At 36.8% G+C, this 20,575-nt stretch carries 19 protein-coding genes; 11 read left to right on the top strand and 8 right to left on the bottom strand.

Translation table 11 applies throughout. The features are described 5' to 3' along the window. Nucleotides 1-9 precede the first annotated feature (9 nt). From ACI6MV_RS12025 to ACI6MV_RS12000, 6 genes are all read left to right on the top strand, one after another. Nucleotides 10-948 carry a PLP-dependent cysteine synthase family protein gene (locus tag ACI6MV_RS12025; RefSeq protein ID WP_407270547.1) on the top strand — a complete coding sequence of 313 codons (939 nt, stop codon included), beginning with the start codon at nt 10-12 and terminating at the stop codon, nt 946-948. Nucleotides 949-952: 4 nt separating this feature from the next. Beyond that, a complete protein-coding gene (locus ACI6MV_RS12020; RefSeq protein WP_407270546.1) occupies nt 953-2,086 on the top strand; it encodes a bifunctional cystathionine gamma-lyase/homocysteine desulfhydrase in 1,134 nt (377 codons plus the stop codon). A 355-nt stretch (nt 2,087-2,441) separates the two neighbouring features. Further along, nucleotides 2,442-3,809, top strand: coding sequence for a dipeptidase (locus ACI6MV_RS12015; RefSeq protein WP_407270545.1), 1,368 nt, complete (start codon nt 2,442-2,444; stop codon nt 3,807-3,809). 126 nt (nt 3,810-3,935) lie between these two features. Next, nucleotides 3,936-4,289: a rhodanese-like domain-containing protein gene (locus ACI6MV_RS12010; protein ID WP_407270544.1), complete on the top strand. Its 354-nt coding sequence runs from the start codon at nt 3,936-3,938 to the stop codon at nt 4,287-4,289. 14 nt (nt 4,290-4,303) lie between these two features. Beyond that, nucleotides 4,304-4,564 (top strand): metal-sensitive transcriptional regulator, encoded by a 261-nt coding sequence (locus tag ACI6MV_RS12005; protein ID WP_407270543.1) that lies wholly within the window; start codon nt 4,304-4,306, stop codon nt 4,562-4,564. A gap of 425 nt (nt 4,565-4,989) precedes the next feature. Beyond that, nucleotides 4,990-6,399, top strand: coding sequence for a SpoVR family protein (locus ACI6MV_RS12000; protein ID WP_407270542.1), 1,410 nt, complete (start codon nt 4,990-4,992; stop codon nt 6,397-6,399). A gap of 120 nt (nt 6,400-6,519) precedes the next feature. Here ACI6MV_RS12000 and ACI6MV_RS11995 read toward each other — a convergent pair whose 3' ends face one another. From ACI6MV_RS11995 to ACI6MV_RS11960, 8 genes are all read right to left on the bottom strand, one after another. After that, nucleotides 6,520-7,815: a hemolysin family protein gene (locus ACI6MV_RS11995; protein WP_407270541.1), complete on the bottom strand. Its 1,296-nt coding sequence runs from the start codon at nt 7,813-7,815 to the stop codon at nt 6,520-6,522. 194 nt (nt 7,816-8,009) lie between these two features. Next, nucleotides 8,010-8,303, bottom strand: a complete 294-nt coding sequence (locus ACI6MV_RS11990) for a YggT family protein (RefSeq protein WP_407270540.1) — start codon at nt 8,301-8,303, stop codon at nt 8,010-8,012. A 121-nt stretch (nt 8,304-8,424) separates the two neighbouring features. After that, nucleotides 8,425-8,940: a CBO0543 family protein gene (locus ACI6MV_RS11985; protein ID WP_407270539.1), complete on the bottom strand. Its 516-nt coding sequence runs from the start codon at nt 8,938-8,940 to the stop codon at nt 8,425-8,427. A gap of 137 nt (nt 8,941-9,077) precedes the next feature. Then, nucleotides 9,078-10,232, bottom strand: coding sequence for an ABC transporter permease (locus tag ACI6MV_RS11980; RefSeq protein WP_407270538.1), 1,155 nt, complete (start codon nt 10,230-10,232; stop codon nt 9,078-9,080). A gap of 16 nt (nt 10,233-10,248) precedes the next feature. After that, complete coding sequence (locus tag ACI6MV_RS11975) at nt 10,249-11,454, bottom strand: ABC transporter permease (protein WP_407270537.1); 1,206 nt, start codon at nt 11,452-11,454, stop codon at nt 10,249-10,251. A 14-nt stretch (nt 11,455-11,468) separates the two neighbouring features. Then, on the bottom strand, nt 11,469-12,404 hold the full coding sequence (locus ACI6MV_RS11970) for an ABC transporter ATP-binding protein (protein ID WP_407270536.1): 936 nt from the start codon (nt 12,402-12,404) through the stop codon (nt 11,469-11,471). 139 nt (nt 12,405-12,543) lie between these two features. After that, complete coding sequence (locus ACI6MV_RS11965; RefSeq protein WP_407270535.1) at nt 12,544-13,212, bottom strand: response regulator transcription factor; 669 nt, start codon at nt 13,210-13,212, stop codon at nt 12,544-12,546. Then, nucleotides 13,209-14,411 carry a sensor histidine kinase gene (locus ACI6MV_RS11960; protein ID WP_407270534.1) on the bottom strand — a complete coding sequence of 401 codons (1,203 nt, stop codon included), beginning with the start codon at nt 14,409-14,411 and terminating at the stop codon, nt 13,209-13,211. The genes ACI6MV_RS11965 and ACI6MV_RS11960 overlap by 4 nt, the downstream gene beginning before the upstream one ends. 200 nt (nt 14,412-14,611) lie before the next feature. Here ACI6MV_RS11960 and ACI6MV_RS11955 point away from each other — a divergent pair, with 200 nt between their 5' ends. The 5 genes from ACI6MV_RS11955 (at nt 14,612) to ACI6MV_RS11935 (ending at nt 20,375) form a co-directional block, all read left to right on the top strand. Beyond that, nucleotides 14,612-16,210, top strand: coding sequence for a spore germination protein (locus ACI6MV_RS11955; protein ID WP_407270533.1), 1,599 nt, complete (start codon nt 14,612-14,614; stop codon nt 16,208-16,210). A gap of 22 nt (nt 16,211-16,232) precedes the next feature. Then, on the top strand, nt 16,233-17,447 hold the full coding sequence (locus ACI6MV_RS11950; RefSeq protein WP_407270603.1) for a Ger(x)C family spore germination protein: 1,215 nt from the start codon (nt 16,233-16,235) through the stop codon (nt 17,445-17,447). Beyond that, nucleotides 17,447-17,695, top strand: coding sequence for a hypothetical protein (locus ACI6MV_RS11945; protein WP_407270532.1), 249 nt, complete (start codon nt 17,447-17,449; stop codon nt 17,693-17,695). Before ACI6MV_RS11950 ends, ACI6MV_RS11945 begins: the two co-directional genes overlap by 1 nt. 23 nt (nt 17,696-17,718) lie before the next feature. Beyond that, nucleotides 17,719-18,813 carry a GerAB/ArcD/ProY family transporter gene (locus tag ACI6MV_RS11940; protein WP_407270531.1) on the top strand — a complete coding sequence of 365 codons (1,095 nt, stop codon included), beginning with the start codon at nt 17,719-17,721 and terminating at the stop codon, nt 18,811-18,813. Between the two features lie 224 nt (nt 18,814-19,037). Next, nucleotides 19,038-20,375 carry an ATP-binding protein gene (locus ACI6MV_RS11935; protein WP_407270530.1) on the top strand — a complete coding sequence of 446 codons (1,338 nt, stop codon included), beginning with the start codon at nt 19,038-19,040 and terminating at the stop codon, nt 20,373-20,375. Nucleotides 20,376-20,575: the final 200 nt, after the last annotated feature.

Genomic DNA, 20,575 nt, shown 5'->3' with positions numbered 1-20,575 from the left:
AAACTAACTATGGCATTATATCGTAATACCCATGCATTAATCGGCAATACTCCCTTGTTGGAAATTACGAAGTTTTCCTTACCAGAAGGGGTTCGACTCTTTGCTAAATTAGAATTTTACAATCCAGGTGGCAGTATCAAAGACCGGTTAGGCTTAGAATTGATTGCTGATGCACTGGAGTCTGGAAAAATTCGCGCAGGCGGCACCATTATTGAGCCTACGGCAGGTAATACGGGCATTGGCCTCGCGCTTGCAGCAATAGATAAAAACGTTCAAGTGATTTTCTGTGTTCCTGAGAAATTCAGTATTGAAAAACAAGAACTTATGAAAGCATTAGGTGCAAAAATCGTCCACACACCTACAGAAGATGGAATGCGTGGTGCAATTGATAAAGCACAAGCACTTATTAAAGAAATTCCTAATAGTTATTGCCCACAACAATTCGGTAATCCTGCAAATCCAAGCGCCTACTATAAGACGTTGGGACCAGAAATTTGGCAGGACCTTAACGGGGATGTAGGTGTATTCGTTGCAGGTGCTGGTACGGGTGGAACGTTTATGGGCACAGCCCGCTACTTAAAGGAGCAAAATGCCCAAGTTAAAACGGTGATTGTTGAACCAGAAGGCTCCATCATAGCCGGTGGCGAAGCGGGCCCTCACGAAACGGAAGGGATCGGAATGGAGTTTTTACCTGCATATATGGACCGGAATTACTTTGATGCGATACACACCGTATCCGACAATGATGCGTTTAATTATGTGAGACAGTTAGCAGCAAAAGAGGGACTCCTTGTCGGGAGCTCTTCCGGTGCGGCCTTTTATGCTGCTTTGCAGGAAGCATATCGAGCAAAAGCAGGAACTAACATCGTAACAATCTTTCCAGATAGCAGTGAGCGTTATTTAAGTAAGAAAATATATCAATTTGGATCTGATTCTTGCAGGAGGTAATAGGATGAAACGTAAGACGAAAATGATACATGCCGGAATCACTGGCGACGAGAAAACTGGTGCTGTTTCCGTTCCGATTTACCAAGTAAGCACATATAAGCAGGAAGCCGCTGGAAAGCATAGTGGCTACGAATATTCGCGAACAGGTAACCCAACCAGGCATGCGTTAGAAACCGTGATTGCGGAGCTGGAAAACGGGAAAACAGGCTTTGCATTTGGATCGGGGATGGCTGCAATCACATCAGTAATGATGCTATTGAACGCAGGAGACCATATCCTTATGACCGATGACGTGTATGGCGGGTCGTACCGATTAACGACAAAAGTTTTAAATCGCTTCAATCTAGACCATACATTTGTAGATACGAGTAATCCGGAAAAAGTAAAAGAAGCAATCCAACCAAATACAAAAGCACTATTTATTGAAACACCTACAAATCCTTTGCTTAAAATTACAGATCTTAAGAAAATGTCCGAAATAGCCAAAGCAAACGATTTATTATTAATCGTCGATAATACTTTTGCTACGCCTTATTGGCAAAATCCGATAGACCTTGGTGCGGATATTGTACTCCACAGTGCAACTAAATATATTGGTGGTCACAGTGATGTTGTTTCAGGGTTAGTTGTAGTTAATTCCGAACAGCTCGCAGAAGACCTTCATTTTATCCAAAATTCTGTTGGTGGTGTATTAGGACCACAGGATTCTTGGCTGTTAATGCGCGGCATTAAAACACTTGGTATACGTATGGAAGCAATCGAGAAAAACGCACATCAACTTGTTGAATTTCTTGAAAATCATCCACAAGTATCAACGATATATTATCCGGGTAGACAAAATCATAAAGGACATGACACTGCAAAAGCCCAAGCAAGTGGCTTTGGTGGCATGATATCATTTGATGTTGGAAGTGGAGAAAAAGCAGACAAAGTGCTCTCTAAAGTAAAATACTTCACTTTAGCAGAAAGCCTCGGTGCAGTTGAAAGTTTAATTTCTATACCAGCTAAAATGACACATGCTTCTATCCCTAGAGAACGACGTCAGCAATTAGGTATTACGGATGGTCTAATCCGTATATCTGTCGGTATAGAAGATATTGAAGATTTGATTGAGGATTTAAAACAGGCGATGGAATAAGAAGAAAGCAGTTCCTTTTGTAAGGGAGCTGTTTTTTTATTGCATAGCCAGGAAATTATAAAATATCTAAATGTGGATAACATTAAGCATTAGCCACGGCCAGCGACTAGCGAGACTTCCCTCACTTCCGTACGTCGCTAACCGGCGTTCTGCGCTTTTGTTCTATAAACAATTAGATGTCTCGTAGCTATATAAAAGGGTTTTACATAGTAACCTTAGCATTCTAAGCATTTACGTGCGAAAATTAGCACCTGTTTTGGTAAACTAGAACTTATACATAATGTCTTTGCATTAATGATTCATAGAAGAAGTGCTATACTATACGTAGTAGAAAAATAATAGGGAAGTGAACAAAATGACAAACGAAGCAATTAATTATTTAAAAGAAAACGAAGACCGCTTATTAGCAAAACTAAATGAATTCCTTGCTATTCCGAGTGTAAGTACAGACAGTATACATAAACCAGACGTAGCAAAAGCAGCTACTTTTGTTGCCGATTATTTAAATGAAATTGGATTTTCAGAAGTAGAGGTACAAGAGACCAAAGGTCATCCACTAGTATATGGTGCTTGGAACGGGGCAGGTGCGGATGCACCAACTGTTTTATTTTATGGGCACTACGATGTACAACCAGCAGACCCATTAGAATTGTGGAAAAGTGAACCATTTAAGCCAGAAGTTCGTGATGGGCGTCTTTATGCTCGCGGGGCAAGTGACGATAAAGGCCAAGTGTTCATGCATTTAGCTGTTTTTGAAGCGTTAATGAAAACAGATGGCAAGTTACCAATTAATGTGAAAGTGTGTATTGAAGGAGAAGAAGAGATCGGCAGTGAAAATCTATACGAAATTCTTAACGATAAAAAACAGCAATTTGCTGCTGACTTTTGTGTGATTTCAGATTCTGGAATGGTAGCTAACGATCAACCAACGATTCTTTACGGACTGAAAGGATTTACAGGATTAGAGTTTACATTACATGGACCAGATAACGATTTGCACTCTGGTGTATATGGTGGTGCGGTTCGAAACCCGGCAATTGCTATGGCTCATTTGCTTGCCTCCATGAAGGATCAGAATGAGGTAGTACAGGTTGACGGCTTTTATGATGACGTTGAGCCGTTATCTACTGAGGAGCGCCAATTAATTAACGAGGTTCCTGGAGAAGACTACACTAGTTTGGGGATTCCAGAAACAGTCTCGGAACAAGGGTATACAGCAATGGAACACACCATGGCCCGACCGACTCTTGAAATAAATGGAATGTTTAGTGGCTATCAAGGAGAAGGAACGAAAACAATCATCCCATCATCCGCAACAGCCAAACTTACGTGTCGTCTCGTACCAGGGCAGGATCCGGAGAAAATCCAAAATTTGCTCGTTGACCATTTAAAGCGCCACGTACCAGCAGGAGTAACGCTAGAAATTAAACGTGAGCCACTTTCAGCAAAAGCCTATAAAGTAGACCCGAATAATCCACTAATTGAACAGGCTGCTACAAGCTATAAACAAGGGTTTGGCAAAGATGTTGTTTATGTACGTATGGGTGGATCAATTCCGGTCGTTGAATGGATTGATTCGTTATTTCAGATTCCAGTAGTTCTTTTAGGGTTTGGTACACCTGGCGATCGCCTGCATTCACCAAATGAGAGTTTCCCATTAGAGAATTTTACAAAAGGGATGGAAACCTTAGTATATTATTATAAGCAAGTGAAAAAAGCATAATGCTCGAAAGGCAGGACGTAATATCGCCCTGCCTTTCGTATAAATTTTAAACAGCCTAGTTGACATTTATACCCTTAAGGGCATATGATGATGAATGTCAAAACGAAAAGTAATGGGGGATGAAGCATGATCATTGCGATCCTAATTATTTTTATAGGATTCATCATGTATATGTTATATACGAGATTTGTACCTGTAATAGGTATTCCATGTATAGATATAAGCAGTAACCAGCTGGAAACGATTAATGTTAAGCTTGATATAAGAGATTATAATGAATCATTTAGACAAGAGGTTAAAGGATCGATACTGATGCCTGTCGCCTATTTAAATCGACATTACCGAGATATACCGGAAAAAGAGATTCACTTAATTGCATCTGATTCAACCGAGCGGAACTTGGCAGTACGGATATTGCATAATAAAGGATATCGAGTGACCGGTTATTCCTTGATGGACTGTGGTTGTAAAGGCAAATAAGGGAGGACTACCAATTGGAATATACAGATCAAATGAAAAATAGAGTGAAGCGGATTGAAGGGCAACTTCGTGGTATTTTAAAAATGATGGAACAACAATCAGATTGTAAAGATGTGATCACACAGCTTTCTGCAACAAGAACGGCAATTGATCGGACAATGGGTGTGATTGTCAGTTCTAATTTGGTAGAATGTGTGCGAAAAGCAGAAGAAGACGGCGAAGACAGTGAAGCTTTTGTAAAAGAGGCAGTTAATTTATTAGTGAAAAGCCGGTAAGTTTGAAAAATATCTATTTTAACAGCGGCGGGTCCTAATAGTTCTAAGGATGATTTCTAACATATTGTTGTTACTTCGTAGAATAGCTAAACTTTGACACAGTGCTAAACAGGCGCTGTAGAGGAGGCATGCACTGCGGTGGCCGTCGTCAAATCTTCGAAACTGAAAATTCAAGCGAAATAAGCGCTTATATGGCCGCTCAATCAGGTTTGCTCCTCAGCTTGTTGGGTATAGCAAACAACCATTACGAAGAGAGCACAATTTAAATAGGATGTTAGATAAAAATAACCGGACTAATGTCCGGTTATTTTTAGTTGTATAAGGATAAAAAAACATCCATTTTCTAGCTCGTTCACGTTAAAATATCATCATCCTTTTGCTTCGGTCATATAGTATAGATAATACATCAAAAGGGGAGATCGTATTTGAAACAAGGAGATCAGCAACAATTGGAACGAGCGATAGAAGAAATCACTGAAATTGCTGAAGGTTTTGGTTTGGACTTTTATCCAATGCGCTATGAGGTTTGTCCGCCGGAGATTATTTATACGTTTGGTGCTTACGGTATGCCATCTCGATTTTCTCATTGGAGCTTCGGAAAGCAGTTTCACAAAATGAAGTTGCAGTATGATTTAGGTCTTAGTAAAATTTACGAGTTAGTAATTAATTCAAATCCGTGCTATGCATTTCTACTTAATTCCAACAGTTTAATTCAGAACAAGCTGATTGTTGCCCACGTTTTAGCTCACTGTGATTTTTTTAAAAACAATGCCCGTTTTCAAAATACGAATCGTGATATGGTAGATAGCATGTCTGCCACCGCTGATCGAATCGCGGCATACGAGAAAATGCATGGTATTGAGGAAGTGGAATCATTTCTTGATGCAGTACTTGCCATTCAGGAGCATATTGACCCTAGACTGATGAAGCCCCAATTTGATTGGGAAGATGAGTTTTATGATGAAAACGATTTACCAGAAAGATCGACACCATATGATGATTTGTGGAAATTAGATGATAAAGAGCCAAAGACACCTGCGAAGAAAAAGAAGAAAAAGCTCCCACCACGACCTGAAAAAGATATCCTCCTTTTCATAGAAGAATACAGTCGCAACCTTGAAGATTGGCAACGAGATATTTTAACGATGATGCGAGAGGAAATGCTCTATTTCTGGCCCCAGTTAGAAACAAAAATTATGAACGAAGGCTGGGCATCCTATTGGCATCAACGGATATTGCGTGAGATGGATTTGACGAGTGGGGAGGCAATTGAATTTTCTTCATTAAATGCTGGTGTCGTGCAACCTTCTAAGACACAAATTAATCCCTATTACTTAGGGGTGAAAATGTTTGAGGATATTGAAGAGCGCTTTAATAACCCAACAGAAGAAATGCGGCGTTTCGGGGTAGATCCGGGGACAGGTAGAGAGAAGATGTTTGAAGTGAGGGAAATTGAGTCAGACATTTCTTTTTTACGGAACTATTTAACGAAAGAATTTGTAGCCAGAGAAGATTTATACTTGTTCCAAAAACAAGGCAATGAATATAAAATTACCGATAAAAATTGGGAAAATGTACGTGATCAATTAATTACAATGCGATTGAACGGTGGATTTCCTTATATTACGGTTCAGGATGGCGATTACTATCATAATGGTGAATTGTATTTGAAGCATCATTATGAGGGTGTAGAATTAGATCTTTCTTATTTAGAAAAAACATTACCGTACGTTCACCAGTTATGGGGGAGAACGGTGCATATGGAAACGGTAATCGAGGACAAAAATGTACTGTTCACGTACGAAGGGAATAAGGTGCAGAAGAAATATTTGTAAGGATAAGTGAGTCAAATTCATAATCACGGAGTTTGGGGAATAAGAGAATGTGAACAACAATAAATTAGTAAAATGAAATTGACTTGCCTACATGATAACTGAAAGCATAAGTTCTGATTCTTATGCTTTCTTCTTTTGTACTTCAACATATTTAATATGGTGGCCATCGCTTTCTTTTACTGTAAATAAATAGCCGTGCTTTTCAATAATGGAGCCAATTTGCACATCTGTGTTTTCTGTTAAAACCCAACCACCGAGTGTGTCGATTTCTTCACCATGAATTTTGATATCTAATAGATTATTCACATGGTCAATAAGTAACCGCGCATCCAGGATATAATGATCCTTATTAATTTTTTGTACTTCTGGGATCTCATCTTCATCGAACTCATCCAGTATTTCGCCAACGATTTCCTCAAGGATATCTTCGACTGTAACTAAACCGGATGTACCGCCATATTCATCAATCAAAACTGCTAAATGCATTCGTTTTTTTTGCATTTTAACTAATAAATCATGGATGGGAATCGTTTCAATGACACGAATGACTGGATTAATAAAAGCGGATAGATCTAATTCGTTATTCTCCTGGATAAATTGATCCGATAAGAATTCTTTCATATTAATAAAACCTAAGATGTTATCTTTGTCACCATCGACTACCGGATAGCGTGTGTATCTTTCATTCCTAATTATACTAATCACATCTTCTAGTGTTGCATGAATGGAGATACTAACAATGCCGGTGCGAGGAACCATGACCTCTTTCGCAATTCTTTGATCAAATTCAAAAATGTTGTTTACGTATTTTAATTCATTTTTATTAATTTCCCCACTTTTATAGCTTTCCGATAACAAAATACGAAGCTCTTCCTCTGAATGCGCTAATTCATGTTCAGAAGCTGATTTAAGGCCAAATATACCTACTAACAAGCGTGCTGATCCGTTTAAAAACCAAATAAACGGATACATAATTTTATAAAAGATGATAATTGGCTTAGAACAAAAAAGGGTAATCGCTTCAGCTCTTTGGATAGCAACTGTTTTTGGGGCTAGTTCTCCAACTACAACATGTAGAAACGTCACTAAGGCAAAGGCAATGCCAAACGATAATAGGTGTGTCAGTGATTCATTTAAGTTAATCTGATCAAACAGGGGGAGGAGTAATTTCTCAACGGTCGGTTCACCAAGCCAACCAAGTCCTAACGCTGTAACCGTAATACCTAGTTGACATGCTGATAAATATTCATCCAAGTGTGAAACTACTTTTTTTGCTGATACTGCACCTTTTTTACCTTCTGCAATTAAGTGATCAATTTTTGACATTCTAATCTTGACGATAGCGAATTCGGTTGCAACAAAAAAAGCTGTGAGAGCAATTAATAAAAGTATGAGTAATAGGTTTATGGTTAACAATTACCTTTAACCTCCTTCGAATTTGTGAATGCTTCTATGGGTACCAAATTCTTATAGTAGCTTTATCTAATAACTGCTTTTTAAATCAGAAATCACGTGGATCGTGTCACTAAAATGAGCTTGTCCAATGTGTTAAAATAAGAATGCTTTTTATTCAAATCCGTGCAATCTCATGAAATAGAAAGCCTACAAAATTATTTCTCATCAAACATAATAATAAGTTTAGTTAAGAAGTACCCGATAAGGGAATAGATAATAACTGCAAATAGTGCGGAAAATTCAATCACAAACCTACCCTCTAACGCTGCCGATGGGAAGATTCCCTCAAATGGGTAAAGTAAAGGTGCGCTCGTTTCATAAATCCATTGCACAAAAGGTGCAGTTTTGTTTGCTCCAAATAATTTTAGTATAATTCGTAATCCCAATATTAATTGTGCAATACCGATCACAATGTTGATTAAGTAAATAATGATTGATCTGCTTCTCAAGATTAGCCTCCTAATAGTTTCTACATATTTTGTCTATTTCCAAGTTAGAAAATTAATAAACATAGGAGGAATGCACAAACCTTAATGAATCAGTTCTCCATTCGTATTCAACTATAAGAAGCTATCGTTCCTCAACAGGAAGATGAACTGGAACATTGAAATACCAAATAAAGAAAATGGCTATTGGCACTGATATTACATATGCAATTAGAGGTCGCTTGTAGAACAACTGCAGCATTGGAAACATAAAAACATCAAATCCGGCTGACCAATACCAATTCCATCCATATTGGTACTCAATATGCCCAGTAAAGACCATAATTAATTCAATTCCTGCATATATAAATATCCAGTAAGCGTAATGTCGAATTATTTTCCATCGACTTTTTGGATAATGATAAATAAATAACATCGCAGAACCAGGGAAAATGATAAATGTGTATAACATTTCTGTGAGCGTGTGATTAGAAATTAAATCTGCGTCAAGTCGCCAGAGGAAATAGCTAGCAGTTAGAAAATTATAAGTTAAATTTCCAATTGCAAAATAAAGCATAACCGCATGATACTTTTCCCAGTTTTTCCAATCTCCCCAGCGCCAAACTGCAAATATCACAAAAAGAGCAATTGCTACATGCATATGACCAATCCTTATAAGTACGTATAGTTTCAAATGTTGGCTTAAGATATATGATTCCTAAAAAGCGTAAATATATAAGTAATTAGATTACTAAAAACAAAAGGTGCTTCTATATGCAAGAAGCACCTTTACTCTAATTAATCAAATTTTACTCGCAAAGAACCAATTAATAAAAATACTGCAGAAAAAGCCAGTAAGATAATAATTGGTAAAGTTATGTCCAAAAGTGAACCTCCTCGTGCAATCACTTCGTTGAACCCTTTCATTGCCCACGTTTGTGGAATAAATTCCGCAATGGTTTGCATAAAAGATGGTACAATCTCAAGTGGCCAATAGACCCCTGCTAGCATACAAGTGGAAATGATCACAACGTTTCCAAGCACGGACTGTTGCTCAGAGGTTTTGGCAAAACTGCCAATCAATAAGGCTAACCCGACAACACAGAGCAATAAAGCAGATACTAATACACTAACCGCAGCTAAGTTGCCCCAATATACATCAAACAGCCAGCTTGATAACAACATTAATATTGCAAATTGCATCCACCCGATAAGAAAGAAAGCAAGTAAATAGCCATTTAATAATTGTAAGCGTGTTGTTGGTGTTGCTAGTAAACGAAGCCAGACTCCTGTTTTTTGAGCATCAAGTAGTGTTCCGGCAACACTCATGATAACGATCATAACAAACATAATCGCAAATCCCGCTGACCTTGATGAGATATTGTCCATGGAGGGTTGATTATTTTTCGCGAAAGTTATTTGTTCGCTGATAGTGAATCTTTCGTCATATTGATTGGACAAGATTTTATACTGATTTTCCCAGGAGGTAGCAGTTGCCTCACCCCAGCTTATAGATGCTTCGACAAGCATTCGTTCACTTCTTATTTGATCGGAAACAATTTGATTGATTGTCATCGCTTCATTAAAAGCAGGTGCGTGCTGAAATGCAACAGTTGGTACCTCACCTGCAACAATCGCGTCTTGATATCCTTGCTGTATGTTAATAATGCCTGAAAGTTGGTTGTCTTCGAACTGTTTTTCTGCTTCTTCTAGTGATAGGGAGAGTATTTCCATCATTTGTTTTTCTTCTAATTGATCGATCAGTGATCTAGAAAGATTGTTATCTTCTTGATCAACTATCGCTATCGTGGGAAGATTAGCAGTACTACCTTGAAATAAACTTCCGAACATAAATGTAAACAACAACGGCATGGCAAACATAATTAAATAGGATTGTGGCTTAACAAATACACGCTTCCATTCAAAGCTAGCAAGTGCCCATACTTTTTTCATGTTGGTGTCCTCCTTGTTATATTTTTAATTTAAATGAGCCGTAAATCATAGATATAAAACCAACCAATAACAATATTGCCATAGGCAATAATAGTGAGTTCCATGTAGTTCCTGACATAACATCTAGAAGACTTGATAAAGCCCATTTATTCGGTGTTAAATTAGCGAGTGCAAGTAAGCTATCAGGAAATAAAGAAATTGGCAGCATCGACCCACCTAACAGTGCAAGTACTTGAATACCTAAACCACCAATCGTGTCGATTGATTTTTCGCTAGTAAATATCGTAGCAATTAACATGGAAAGTCCTGCAACTGAAATGGAATAGGTAACAGCAATTACAGCCAATTGATATAAGTTACTACCCCAATTTACATCAAATAGAAAATGAGTGGACAGCACAAACACAACAAATTGCAACAAACTAAAATAAAACGTGCCTAACCATTTTCCGATGATAATTGTCTTTTTGTTTATAGGAGCAACTAACAGCCGTGCAAATGTTTCGGTTGATCGCTCTTCTATAAAAGACTTTGCCCCAACGGTAATGTTAAATAATAAAAACATCGCCCCCATTGCTGCAGCATAATATTGCATACCACTTAGGGAAATTTCATCTGTAGATTGGTTATTGCCTATTTCAATATCTTCAGAAGCCACTTTTTCAAGAGATATACGTAATGATGATGCGAATGCATTTGGATCAATCGCTGTGCTTCTTGTTTGTGCAGCAATATCATGCACTACCGTATCGATACTCATTGCTATAGTAGATATTCTGGTTACATAGGAGTCGAGCATGGATTGGACAATATTAGATTGCAATTGTTGGTCAGCAGTAGACATTATTTTAACGTTAGGTGAAGACCCTTCTAGTAAGGCTTCCCACCATGATGAGGGAAAATGAATACCAACATCAATCGATTGTTCTAACAATTGTGTCTCGATTTGATCCGAACTTTCTAGCATGTGTACAGTAAATTGTTCTTCTAATTGATCACTCATCAATACATCTTCAACAAATCTTTCGCCCATTTCGTCATGATCATCAACATAAATGCCAACAACTGTCTCTGGCAACGCACCATCATCACTAAAAGCACTGCTGAGCGCCGATCCTAAAATGGCGGTTAAGATAACTGGTAATAGTAGCATAGTGACAAAGCCTTTCCAATCTGTTAGCCGAATCAGCAGGTCTTTGCCAGCAATCGTTAAACTCCTCATTCTTCAATTCCTCCTTAATCCCTTAATGATCGTCCGGTTAATTGCAAAAATAACGATTCTAAATTTGGTTCTTTCACGTGGACAGATACTACGTTAATACCGAGCGCAGAAGCCTGCGTAACAATACGACCAAGTGCTATTTTAGGATCAGGCACTATTATTTCAAGGGTTGTTCCATTTTCTTTATTGATGACTTTTGTTACACAATCTAATGCTTCTATCTCATCAATTAATTTTTGATTATGATCAGCTACTGTTAAATGAATGAATGATCCATTCGAGAGACGGTTACACAAATCTGTTTTTGTACCGATTGCAATCATCTGTCCGTTGTCGATGATTCCAATCCGATTACATAAAAATTCAACTTCTTCCATATAGTGACTCGTGTAGATGACGGTGACCCCTTGTTGGTTTAATTGCTTGACTGTGTCTAAAATATGATTTCTCGATTGCGGATCAATACCGACAGTTGGTTCATCCATTATGAGTAGTTCAGGCTCATGCATTAATGCAGCTCCAATGTTAATTCGGCGTTTCATTCCTCCAGAAAATGTTTCAATTTTATCTTTTGCACGTTCTTCTAAACCAACGAGTGCTAGCACTTGATTTGCTCTGTTTTTCGCTGATTTTGAGGATAGACCATACATCTTGCCCCAGAAAATAAGATTATCCCGTGCAGACATTGTAGGATAAAGGGCGATATCCTGCGGAACGATGCCGATTTTACGTTTAATCTCGTTGGTATGTTTATTTATCGATAATCCATCAATTTCTATTGCGCCTTGATCAGCATCAATAAGTCCGCAAATCATGGATATGGTTGTGGATTTACCAGCACCGTTGGGACCTAAAAGTCCAAATGCTTCTCCTTTATTTACAGAAAAAGAGATGTGATCAACAATCTGTTTTTTACCATAGCTTTTTGATATTTGCTTTACTTGTAACATGATTAAGCTCGCCTCCATCATTTGATTACTTAAATTGTAACTAGCTTAATACGCTTTGCCATCTAGCTTCAGGTAGATTTTTGACACAAAAAAACGACAGATCACTCTGTCGTTTGGGCTAGCTTAGCTATGCTAAAAGTCATGTATCAAAGTTGGTAACGCGGTACCGGACAGCATAAATGGCTGCTTGCGTACGGTCGCGGACTTCGAGCTTACTTATTAAGTTTGATACATGATTCTTTACCGTTCCTTCGGTAATAAATAGCTTTTCAGCAATTTCTTTATTATTTAAGCCAAGTCCTAATAACTTTAATACTTCTACTTCTCTTTCTGTCAACGCTTTGACAAGCGATGACCTTTCATCGATGTGATGATGTGCTGGAGATTTTCCGTAATTAATTTCTTCCATCATTTGTTTAGTCACATCTTGCGGTAACACTACACCACCAGCATGAACCGTATTAATCGCCTGCACGATCCCGTCTGTAGGCATGTCCTTTAATAAATATCCACTTGCTCCTTCTTTTAAAGCATCAAAGATTAATTCACTATCTTTAAAGGTCGTCAGCATCAGAATTTTCACATTGGGAAATGTGTTATAGATAAGTTTTGTACCGTCAACACCATTGGTACCTGGCATGCGAATATCCATTAATACGATATCAGGCAGCAACTCTTTTACTTTTTCAAAAGCTTCTAAACCATCTGAGGCAACACCGATAACTTCTAATCCTTGTTTTAGTTGCAGGATGGAAGCTAATCCATCACGCATAAGCTGTTGATCATCAACAATTAATAGTTTGATCATGATACACCACCAATCTTCCATTTCATCGATTTTTGTGGAAACTTTGCCTGAACAGTGAATCCTTGTCCAGCTATGCCTTCAAACGAAATATTCCCTCCATGCTCGATAACCCGTTCGCGCATTGTAATTAAGCCGAATCCAGGCTCAACATGGTTCGCACCTGCACCATCATCTTTCACGCTAACCGTTATTGCATCGGCATCAATGTCGATCGTTACTTGACAATTCTCCGCTTGACCGTGACGTACGGCATTTGTAATGGTTTCCTGAATCATTCGAGTGATTATAGGTTGAATTGATATTGGAATGTTCGCCGGATCCCCTTTGATTTCTAATTCAGACTCTAGTCCTGTTGTAGATTGATAATTTTCTAATATCGCACGGATGTTAGCGATAACACCTTTATAGTCATCTTCTTTTTCATGAAGGGTTTGTACGGAAAGACGAATTTCCTGTAAGGCATCCTTAGCCAATTGTTCACAAGTTACTAGTGTATCACTGGCTTGATCAGTTTGTTGACTTTGCAATTCCTTTGCTAGCCTTAGTTGAACTAATAGTGCGGTCATTTTATGTCCGACTGTATCATGAATCTCTCTGGCAATTCGATTACGCTCTTGAACGACGGTTAAGGCCTCAACTTGCCTAGAGTAATGTTGTAATTGTTCATGTGCATCCTTTAATGCAAAATGCGAATCATTTAATTGACCGTATTGATCTTTTATTTGTTTTTGGGCAGCATGTAACTGGTAAATTAAGCGACCTACAATCGAACCGAAAATGATAAATGAGAAGCTAATCAAATCATCTAATAATAAGACTTCATTTGTACGCAAATAAGAAATAACAATGTTAATAAGCCAAATTAGAAAAAATAGTGCCATGAAGGAACCAAGGATTTTTTTATTACCTGTAAATAAGGAAACAGTTACAGCAATTACGCCGAATAAGATTAAATAAATTGTCCCAGGAAACATAAAATTTAATATAGTAGACATGGAAACATCAACTAAACAAATAAAGACAAGTAGTTTAGAACCAATTGCTGAAAATAGTAGAAAATGATTCAATGTAAACACACAAGTAATTAAAATAACAGCGATATGTAAATAAGCTGGTCCTCCATACCCCATGGTGAAATAGACATAGCAAATCAACCAGAACATTGCTAGTCGAGTTATGGTTAATGGTTCGACTTTCATAAAAACGCCTCCTCGTTAGTCATTATTGGTCCCTTTTTGAACAACCTCTATTACTAATATTACTATCTACATTTTAATGCATCTGCAGTTGGTCGGTATAGTGTTCTTTCCTTTTATAATTTATTTTTATAGCGCAGTTTCGCATAAAAAAGCCAAAACAGAAAAAACTGCTAATAATATGAAGAGTTTGGAGTACATCTATGAGCAGACGGTTCACATCGATAAAAAGAAGGAAAAGCAGACAATCGACTACAACTGAAACGGTAGCTAGTCAACATGACATGCCCATTAATTATTCTGTTAAGGAAAACCTGTCGCAAGTAATGGAAACATTGGGACATAGCAATGATATTGTCTCAAGACAATTTAAGATAGGGAAAGATAATCCACTGGAAGCATTAATCCTGTTTACCGATGGATTGGTTGACAAAGATTTAGTTCACAATTTTATCATGAAAACGTTGATGATTGATGTTCGAGAAGTAGACTTAGGGGAACAGATTACAAAAGAAGAAGTTAATTTTTTAGAAATAATCAAAGATTGTTCACTACCAGGTGCTGAATTATCAGAAATCAGTACTTTCGAGGAATTATATGAAAATTTATTAGCTGGTGAAACCATCCTCATGCTGGATGGATACTCGGAAGCTTTAGTGGTCGGATCAAGAGGATGGGAACAACGAGGCATCCAAGAGCCAAGTTCTGAACAAGTGGTAAGAGGACCTAAAGATGGCTTTACGGAAACACTTCAAACAAATACGGCTTTAATAAGACGAAGAATTAAAGATCCTAATCTCTGGATTGAAACACAAAACATTGGCAAAAAAACACAAACAGGTGTAGCTATTGCTTATTTAAACGGAGTCGTAGACGATGGAGTTGTCAAGGAAGTAAAGACACGACTTAAGAAAATTAACATTGATAGCATATTAGAGAGTGGCTATATTGAACAATTAATACAAGACGAAACCTTCACACCATTTCCTACCATTAATTATTCGGAGAGGCCCGACGCTATTAGTGCAGGTATATTAGAAGGTAGAGTAGCGATTCTAGTGGATGGTACACCTTTCGCACTATTAGTACCATCTCTATTTGTTGATTTTTTTCAATCACCTGAGGATTATTATCAACGCAGTGATATATCTAGTTTAGTAAGGTTATTACGATTTTTTGCATTCTTCTTAGCATTGCTAACACCATCTGCTTATATAGCAGTAACTACTTTTCATCAAGAGATGATTCCGACGACACTTTTGATCAGTATCGCTGCACAACGAGAGGGAGTCCCTTTCCCGGCTTACGTGGAAGCTTTAATCATGGAAATCACCTTTGAAATATTACGTGAAGCAGGAATCAGACTGCCACGTGCGGTTGGGTCAGCAATCTCGATCGTCGGTACACTTATTCTAGGTCAAGCAGCTGTAGAAGCAGGCATCGTTTCAGCAATTATGGTAATTGTGGTATCACTTACTGCAATTAGCAGCTTTGTTTCACCAAGCTACAACATGTCATTTTCAGTTCGATTAATAAGGTTCTTGTTTATGACGCTAGCTGCAACTTTTGGTTTATTCGGTATTATCTTAGGTATTATCGTGATGGTCATGCATTTAACTAGCCTACGTTCGTTTGGAATACCTTACCTGTCACCGATGGGCCCATTCAATACGGAGGATCAGAAGGATTCATTAGTTCGAATGCCGCTTCAAATGCTTGAAAATAGACCAAGACTTATTAATCAGAAAGATATAAAACGTGAAAAAGGACAGAATCAGAAGCCGCCTAAACCATCAAAGTAATGAGGTATGAACATTGTTAAAAATGATTGGCAAAACAAGTGGGAAAATTATTTTAATAATATTATCATGTTTTGTTTTAACAGGCTGTTGGAGTTCACGTGAATTAAGTGAGCTCGCTATAGCTACTGCAATCGGGATCGATACCCATGAAGATGGTTATAAAGTAACCGCACAAGTGATTAATCCAGGAGAAATTGCTGGAAAGGCACTTACAACAAGAACAGCAACCACTACTTATACAGCAACAGGTAAAACGTTATTTGAAGCAATTCGAAAGCTTACGACGGTGACTCCTAGAAAAGTTTATTTATCCCATATACGTATTATTCTCGTTGGGCAAGAAATGGCTGAGAAAGGTATAGCACCTGCGTTAGATTTTTTATCACGTGATCATGAAATGCGTACAGACTTCGCTATTGCAATTGCTAAGGGTCTGCAAGCGGAAGAAGTTATTAAAGTGTTGACACCTTTAGAAAAAGTACCTGCTAACAAAATATCCGATAGCTTACAAACATCACAGGACCAATGGGCGCCAACAAAAGCAGTTCAATTAGATGAATTAATTAGTTCATTAACAAGTGAAGGAAAACAAGCTGTCTTAACAGGTATTTATGTTGAGGGTGACCCAGATCAAGGAGCAAAGTTAAACAACATGGAAACTACTGATCCCCTTACGACTGTCCATGTTAATCATATTGGAGTGTTTCAAGGTGATAAATTAATTGGATGGCTAAATGAAAGTGAAAGTAAAGGCTTTAATTATATTACAGATAACATATCGAATACGATTGGTTGGGTGGAATGTGGCGAGAGTGGAACAATTTCAGCAGAAGTAGCAAATTCAGAGACGAATATTACTGTTAAGTTAATCAATAACCAACTAGGGATTAATATTAATACGAAAATAAAAGCAGATATTGGTGAGGTTCAATGTGATATCGATTTGTATGATCAAGCCAACATCAAAAAGATTGAGCAGAAATTTGAAGAAAGAACTGAGCAAATAATAAATTCTAGTATAACAAAAGCAAAAGAATTCAAAAGTGATATTTTTGGATTTGGGGAGGAAATTAAGCGCTCACAGCCAAAGCTATGGGAAGAATTAAAGCAAAACTGGAATCGAGAATTCGTAAATGTAAAAGTAGAGTTGGAAACTGAATTTAAGATCAGTAGAACGGGTACAACTACAGAAAGCTTTATGCGAGATATACCAGAAAAAAACAAGGGGAATGAATGATGCTTATTGGGATTGGTATTATGGTAATTTCTGTATTTATATTTTGGTTCGAATTAAAAAAAGTTAAAAAAACGGAATCGAAAAAGGAATCAATCACATTTGTGATGGGCTTTCTTATTGCTGTATTTTTTTCGGTTACTTTAGCACTAGGCTATCCAATTCCGAATCCCTCCTTGTTAATGGATTATTTATTTCAACCAGTTGCAGAGCCATTATCAAAAGTTTTACAGCAATATAAAGAAAGATAGTCTGTTAACTGGGAGGTAGCATGATGGATACAGAGGTTAAAATAAGTGGCAGACAATTTACTATATTAGTGTTTATGAATGTGTTGGGAACTGCGATTATAATTGGTCCATCAATTGCCACATCTTTTGGCAAAGAAAATGGCTGGATTTCCGTGTTTATTGCTACATTAATTGGTATAGGTATTGTACTAATCTACAATCAGCTGTTTAAAATAAACGAAAAGAAAGATTTATTTCAATTGATGGAGTTTGTTTACGGTAAATGGATTGGCAAGGTTATCTCTTTGGTGTTTATATTGTTAATATTTTTTGTCGCAGCTGGAAATCTAAGGGGAATGGGGGATTTTATTGCTACACAAATTCTAGTTGGTACGCCGATGGAAGTAATCCTACTATTAACGATATTAACTTGCTTAATCGGTGTTCGAATGGGGTTAGAAGTACTTGGACGTACATCAGAGATATTTTTCCCTTACACGTTTATCTCACTTGTCATGTTACTAGTTTTTGTTATACCTGGAGCTGAAATGAAAAAGATACAACCCATTTTGCAAACTAATATCGCTGATATGTTTGCAGGCGTTATTCCTTTAATTGGTTACCCATTCCTTGAACTTATTATTTTACTGGCTATTATGAAATATGTGAATCGACCAGAAAACGCCAGGAAGGGGTTTCTTGTAGGTGTAACACTAGGCGGCATAACACTTACTATAATCACATTCATGTGCCTAGTTATACTAGGGGTAGATTTTACAATAAGAAATACATATCCTACGTATGTTTTAGGTAAGAAAATTAGTATTGCAGACTTTTTAGAACGTATTGAGATTGTCGTCGCAATCGTATGGTTCTTTACAATATTTTTTAAAATTACAGTCACATTTTATGTACTAGCTTTAGGTGCAAGTCGAGTACTAAGCTTAAAAAGTTATAAGACATTGACTATTCCATTAGCTTATTTACTTGTTGTATTTGCTGTTGTACTTGCCCCAAATGTGATTTATTATAATCAATTTTTGACTAGCACGTGGATCCCGCTTTCTATAACAGTGGGGTTAATAATACCGCTACTTACATTATCAGTTGGTATAATAAGAAAAAGTAGAAAAAATTAAATAAACTTGATCAGAATGTTTTTGCTTGTTTAAATATGGGTATATAGTATACAGAAATAACTGCATATAAGCCTATATATATTGAAAATACATAATTTTATCTTGGACAATAGTATTACAGTAAATATTCTTCTACAGATATAGATTCTAACGTCATCAAACCTTTTAATTATTGGATAATGTTGCTATAATTATTGCTATCAATTATACGGACTATAGCTATCATGATAAAGGAAAGGGAAGCAAATATGATATCGAATCAAAAAGATGTAGAATCAAGTATTGTACATAACAATAATTTTGTTATCGGAAGTCATATAATTTATGTGTACAGTAATATGGAAAATTATTTAGATGGTGTATTACGTTATGTGTTAGAAGGAATTAAATATAACCAAGGGATTCTATTACTAGATACACGTCAAAATATCGAATATCTTAAAGATAACCTTTCTAGAGCTTACATTTCGAAGACTGATATTGATAACATAAAATTCGTAGATATTAGTAACTTTTATCAAAAACCAGGTCAAGATGAGTATGCTTTGCTTGATAACCTATCAGATTTAATTAGTCCATTTAAAAAAGCGAACATTCCGCTTCGAGTATGGGGACATGTGAGAATCGAAGACTCTGAGTTGTTACATCGCTATGAGCATGAAGCAGATTCTTTCGTACATAAGCATCAATTAATAACGGTATGCGCCTATAATGGGCGTACGTTATCAGCATCATCTTTGACACAATTGTTACATGATCATGAATATTATATGACGGATATATCATTAGTTCGTTCGCCTTTTTATAAATTAGATAAGAATAAAGCAACAACATCGATCATGGATCAAATAAATAGAGAAAAATCAGTCGAAAATGAAGTGCTTCGTTCAGAACAGCTAGCTTTTGCAGGTCAGTTTGCTGCAGGGATTTGTCATGAAATACGTAATCCTTTGACTACCATTAAAGGATTTTTCCAATTAATAAAAGAATCCAATCAAAAAGATAGATACTATGAAGTGATCGATAATGAACTTGATAGAATCGAGCGAATTACTTCTGAGCTCTTATTATTGTCTAAGCCGCATGCAGAGAGACGCGAAAATCAGAATCTTATAGACTTAGTTAATGATGTAAAAATGCTTTTAGATACACAGGCTGTTATTAAAAGCATTGAGATTACTACAGCATTCGAAGCAAAAGAGATGATCATTGAATGTGAAGATACAAAAATGAAACAAGTACTAATCAATATTATTAAAAATGCAATTGAAATAATGGAACATGGAACAATATCAATTTATGCTAAAAAGACAAGTGATCATGCATTCCTATCGGTAAAAGATGAAGGTCCAGGTATTTCAGAAAATGATCTAAGGAAAATTGGCGAACCATTCTTTACCACCAAGAAAACAGGTACTGGATTAGGATTAGCAATTTGTTTTAGTATAATAAAAAGTCATGGTGGAACGGTTTATATAGATAGTGAGCTCGGTAAAGGTACAACCTTCACAATAAAATTACCATTAAGCATTGGAACAATCATTGATGGCACTCATTCATAATTATAAATGCAAACAAATTGAAACAAGTCAACATGGCTTGTTTTTTTAGTTGTAAGAAATAATTACGTTATTAAACTCACTGCTTTACGTGAATAATAGGAAGTATAACGACAAATATCTAGATTGAATATTATTCATTTGGGAAATTCAGCAAATTTTATTGAAAATTTTGTAAAAACATATAGAATTTTAAGTGAATT

Source organism: Radiobacillus sp. PE A8.2, assembly GCF_045635475.1.
GTDB lineage: Bacteria > Bacillota > Bacilli > Bacillales > Amphibacillaceae > JBJGXI01.
The sequence above is the reverse complement of the archived record's forward strand: the minus strand, read 5'-3'. Positions and strand labels throughout refer to the sequence as shown.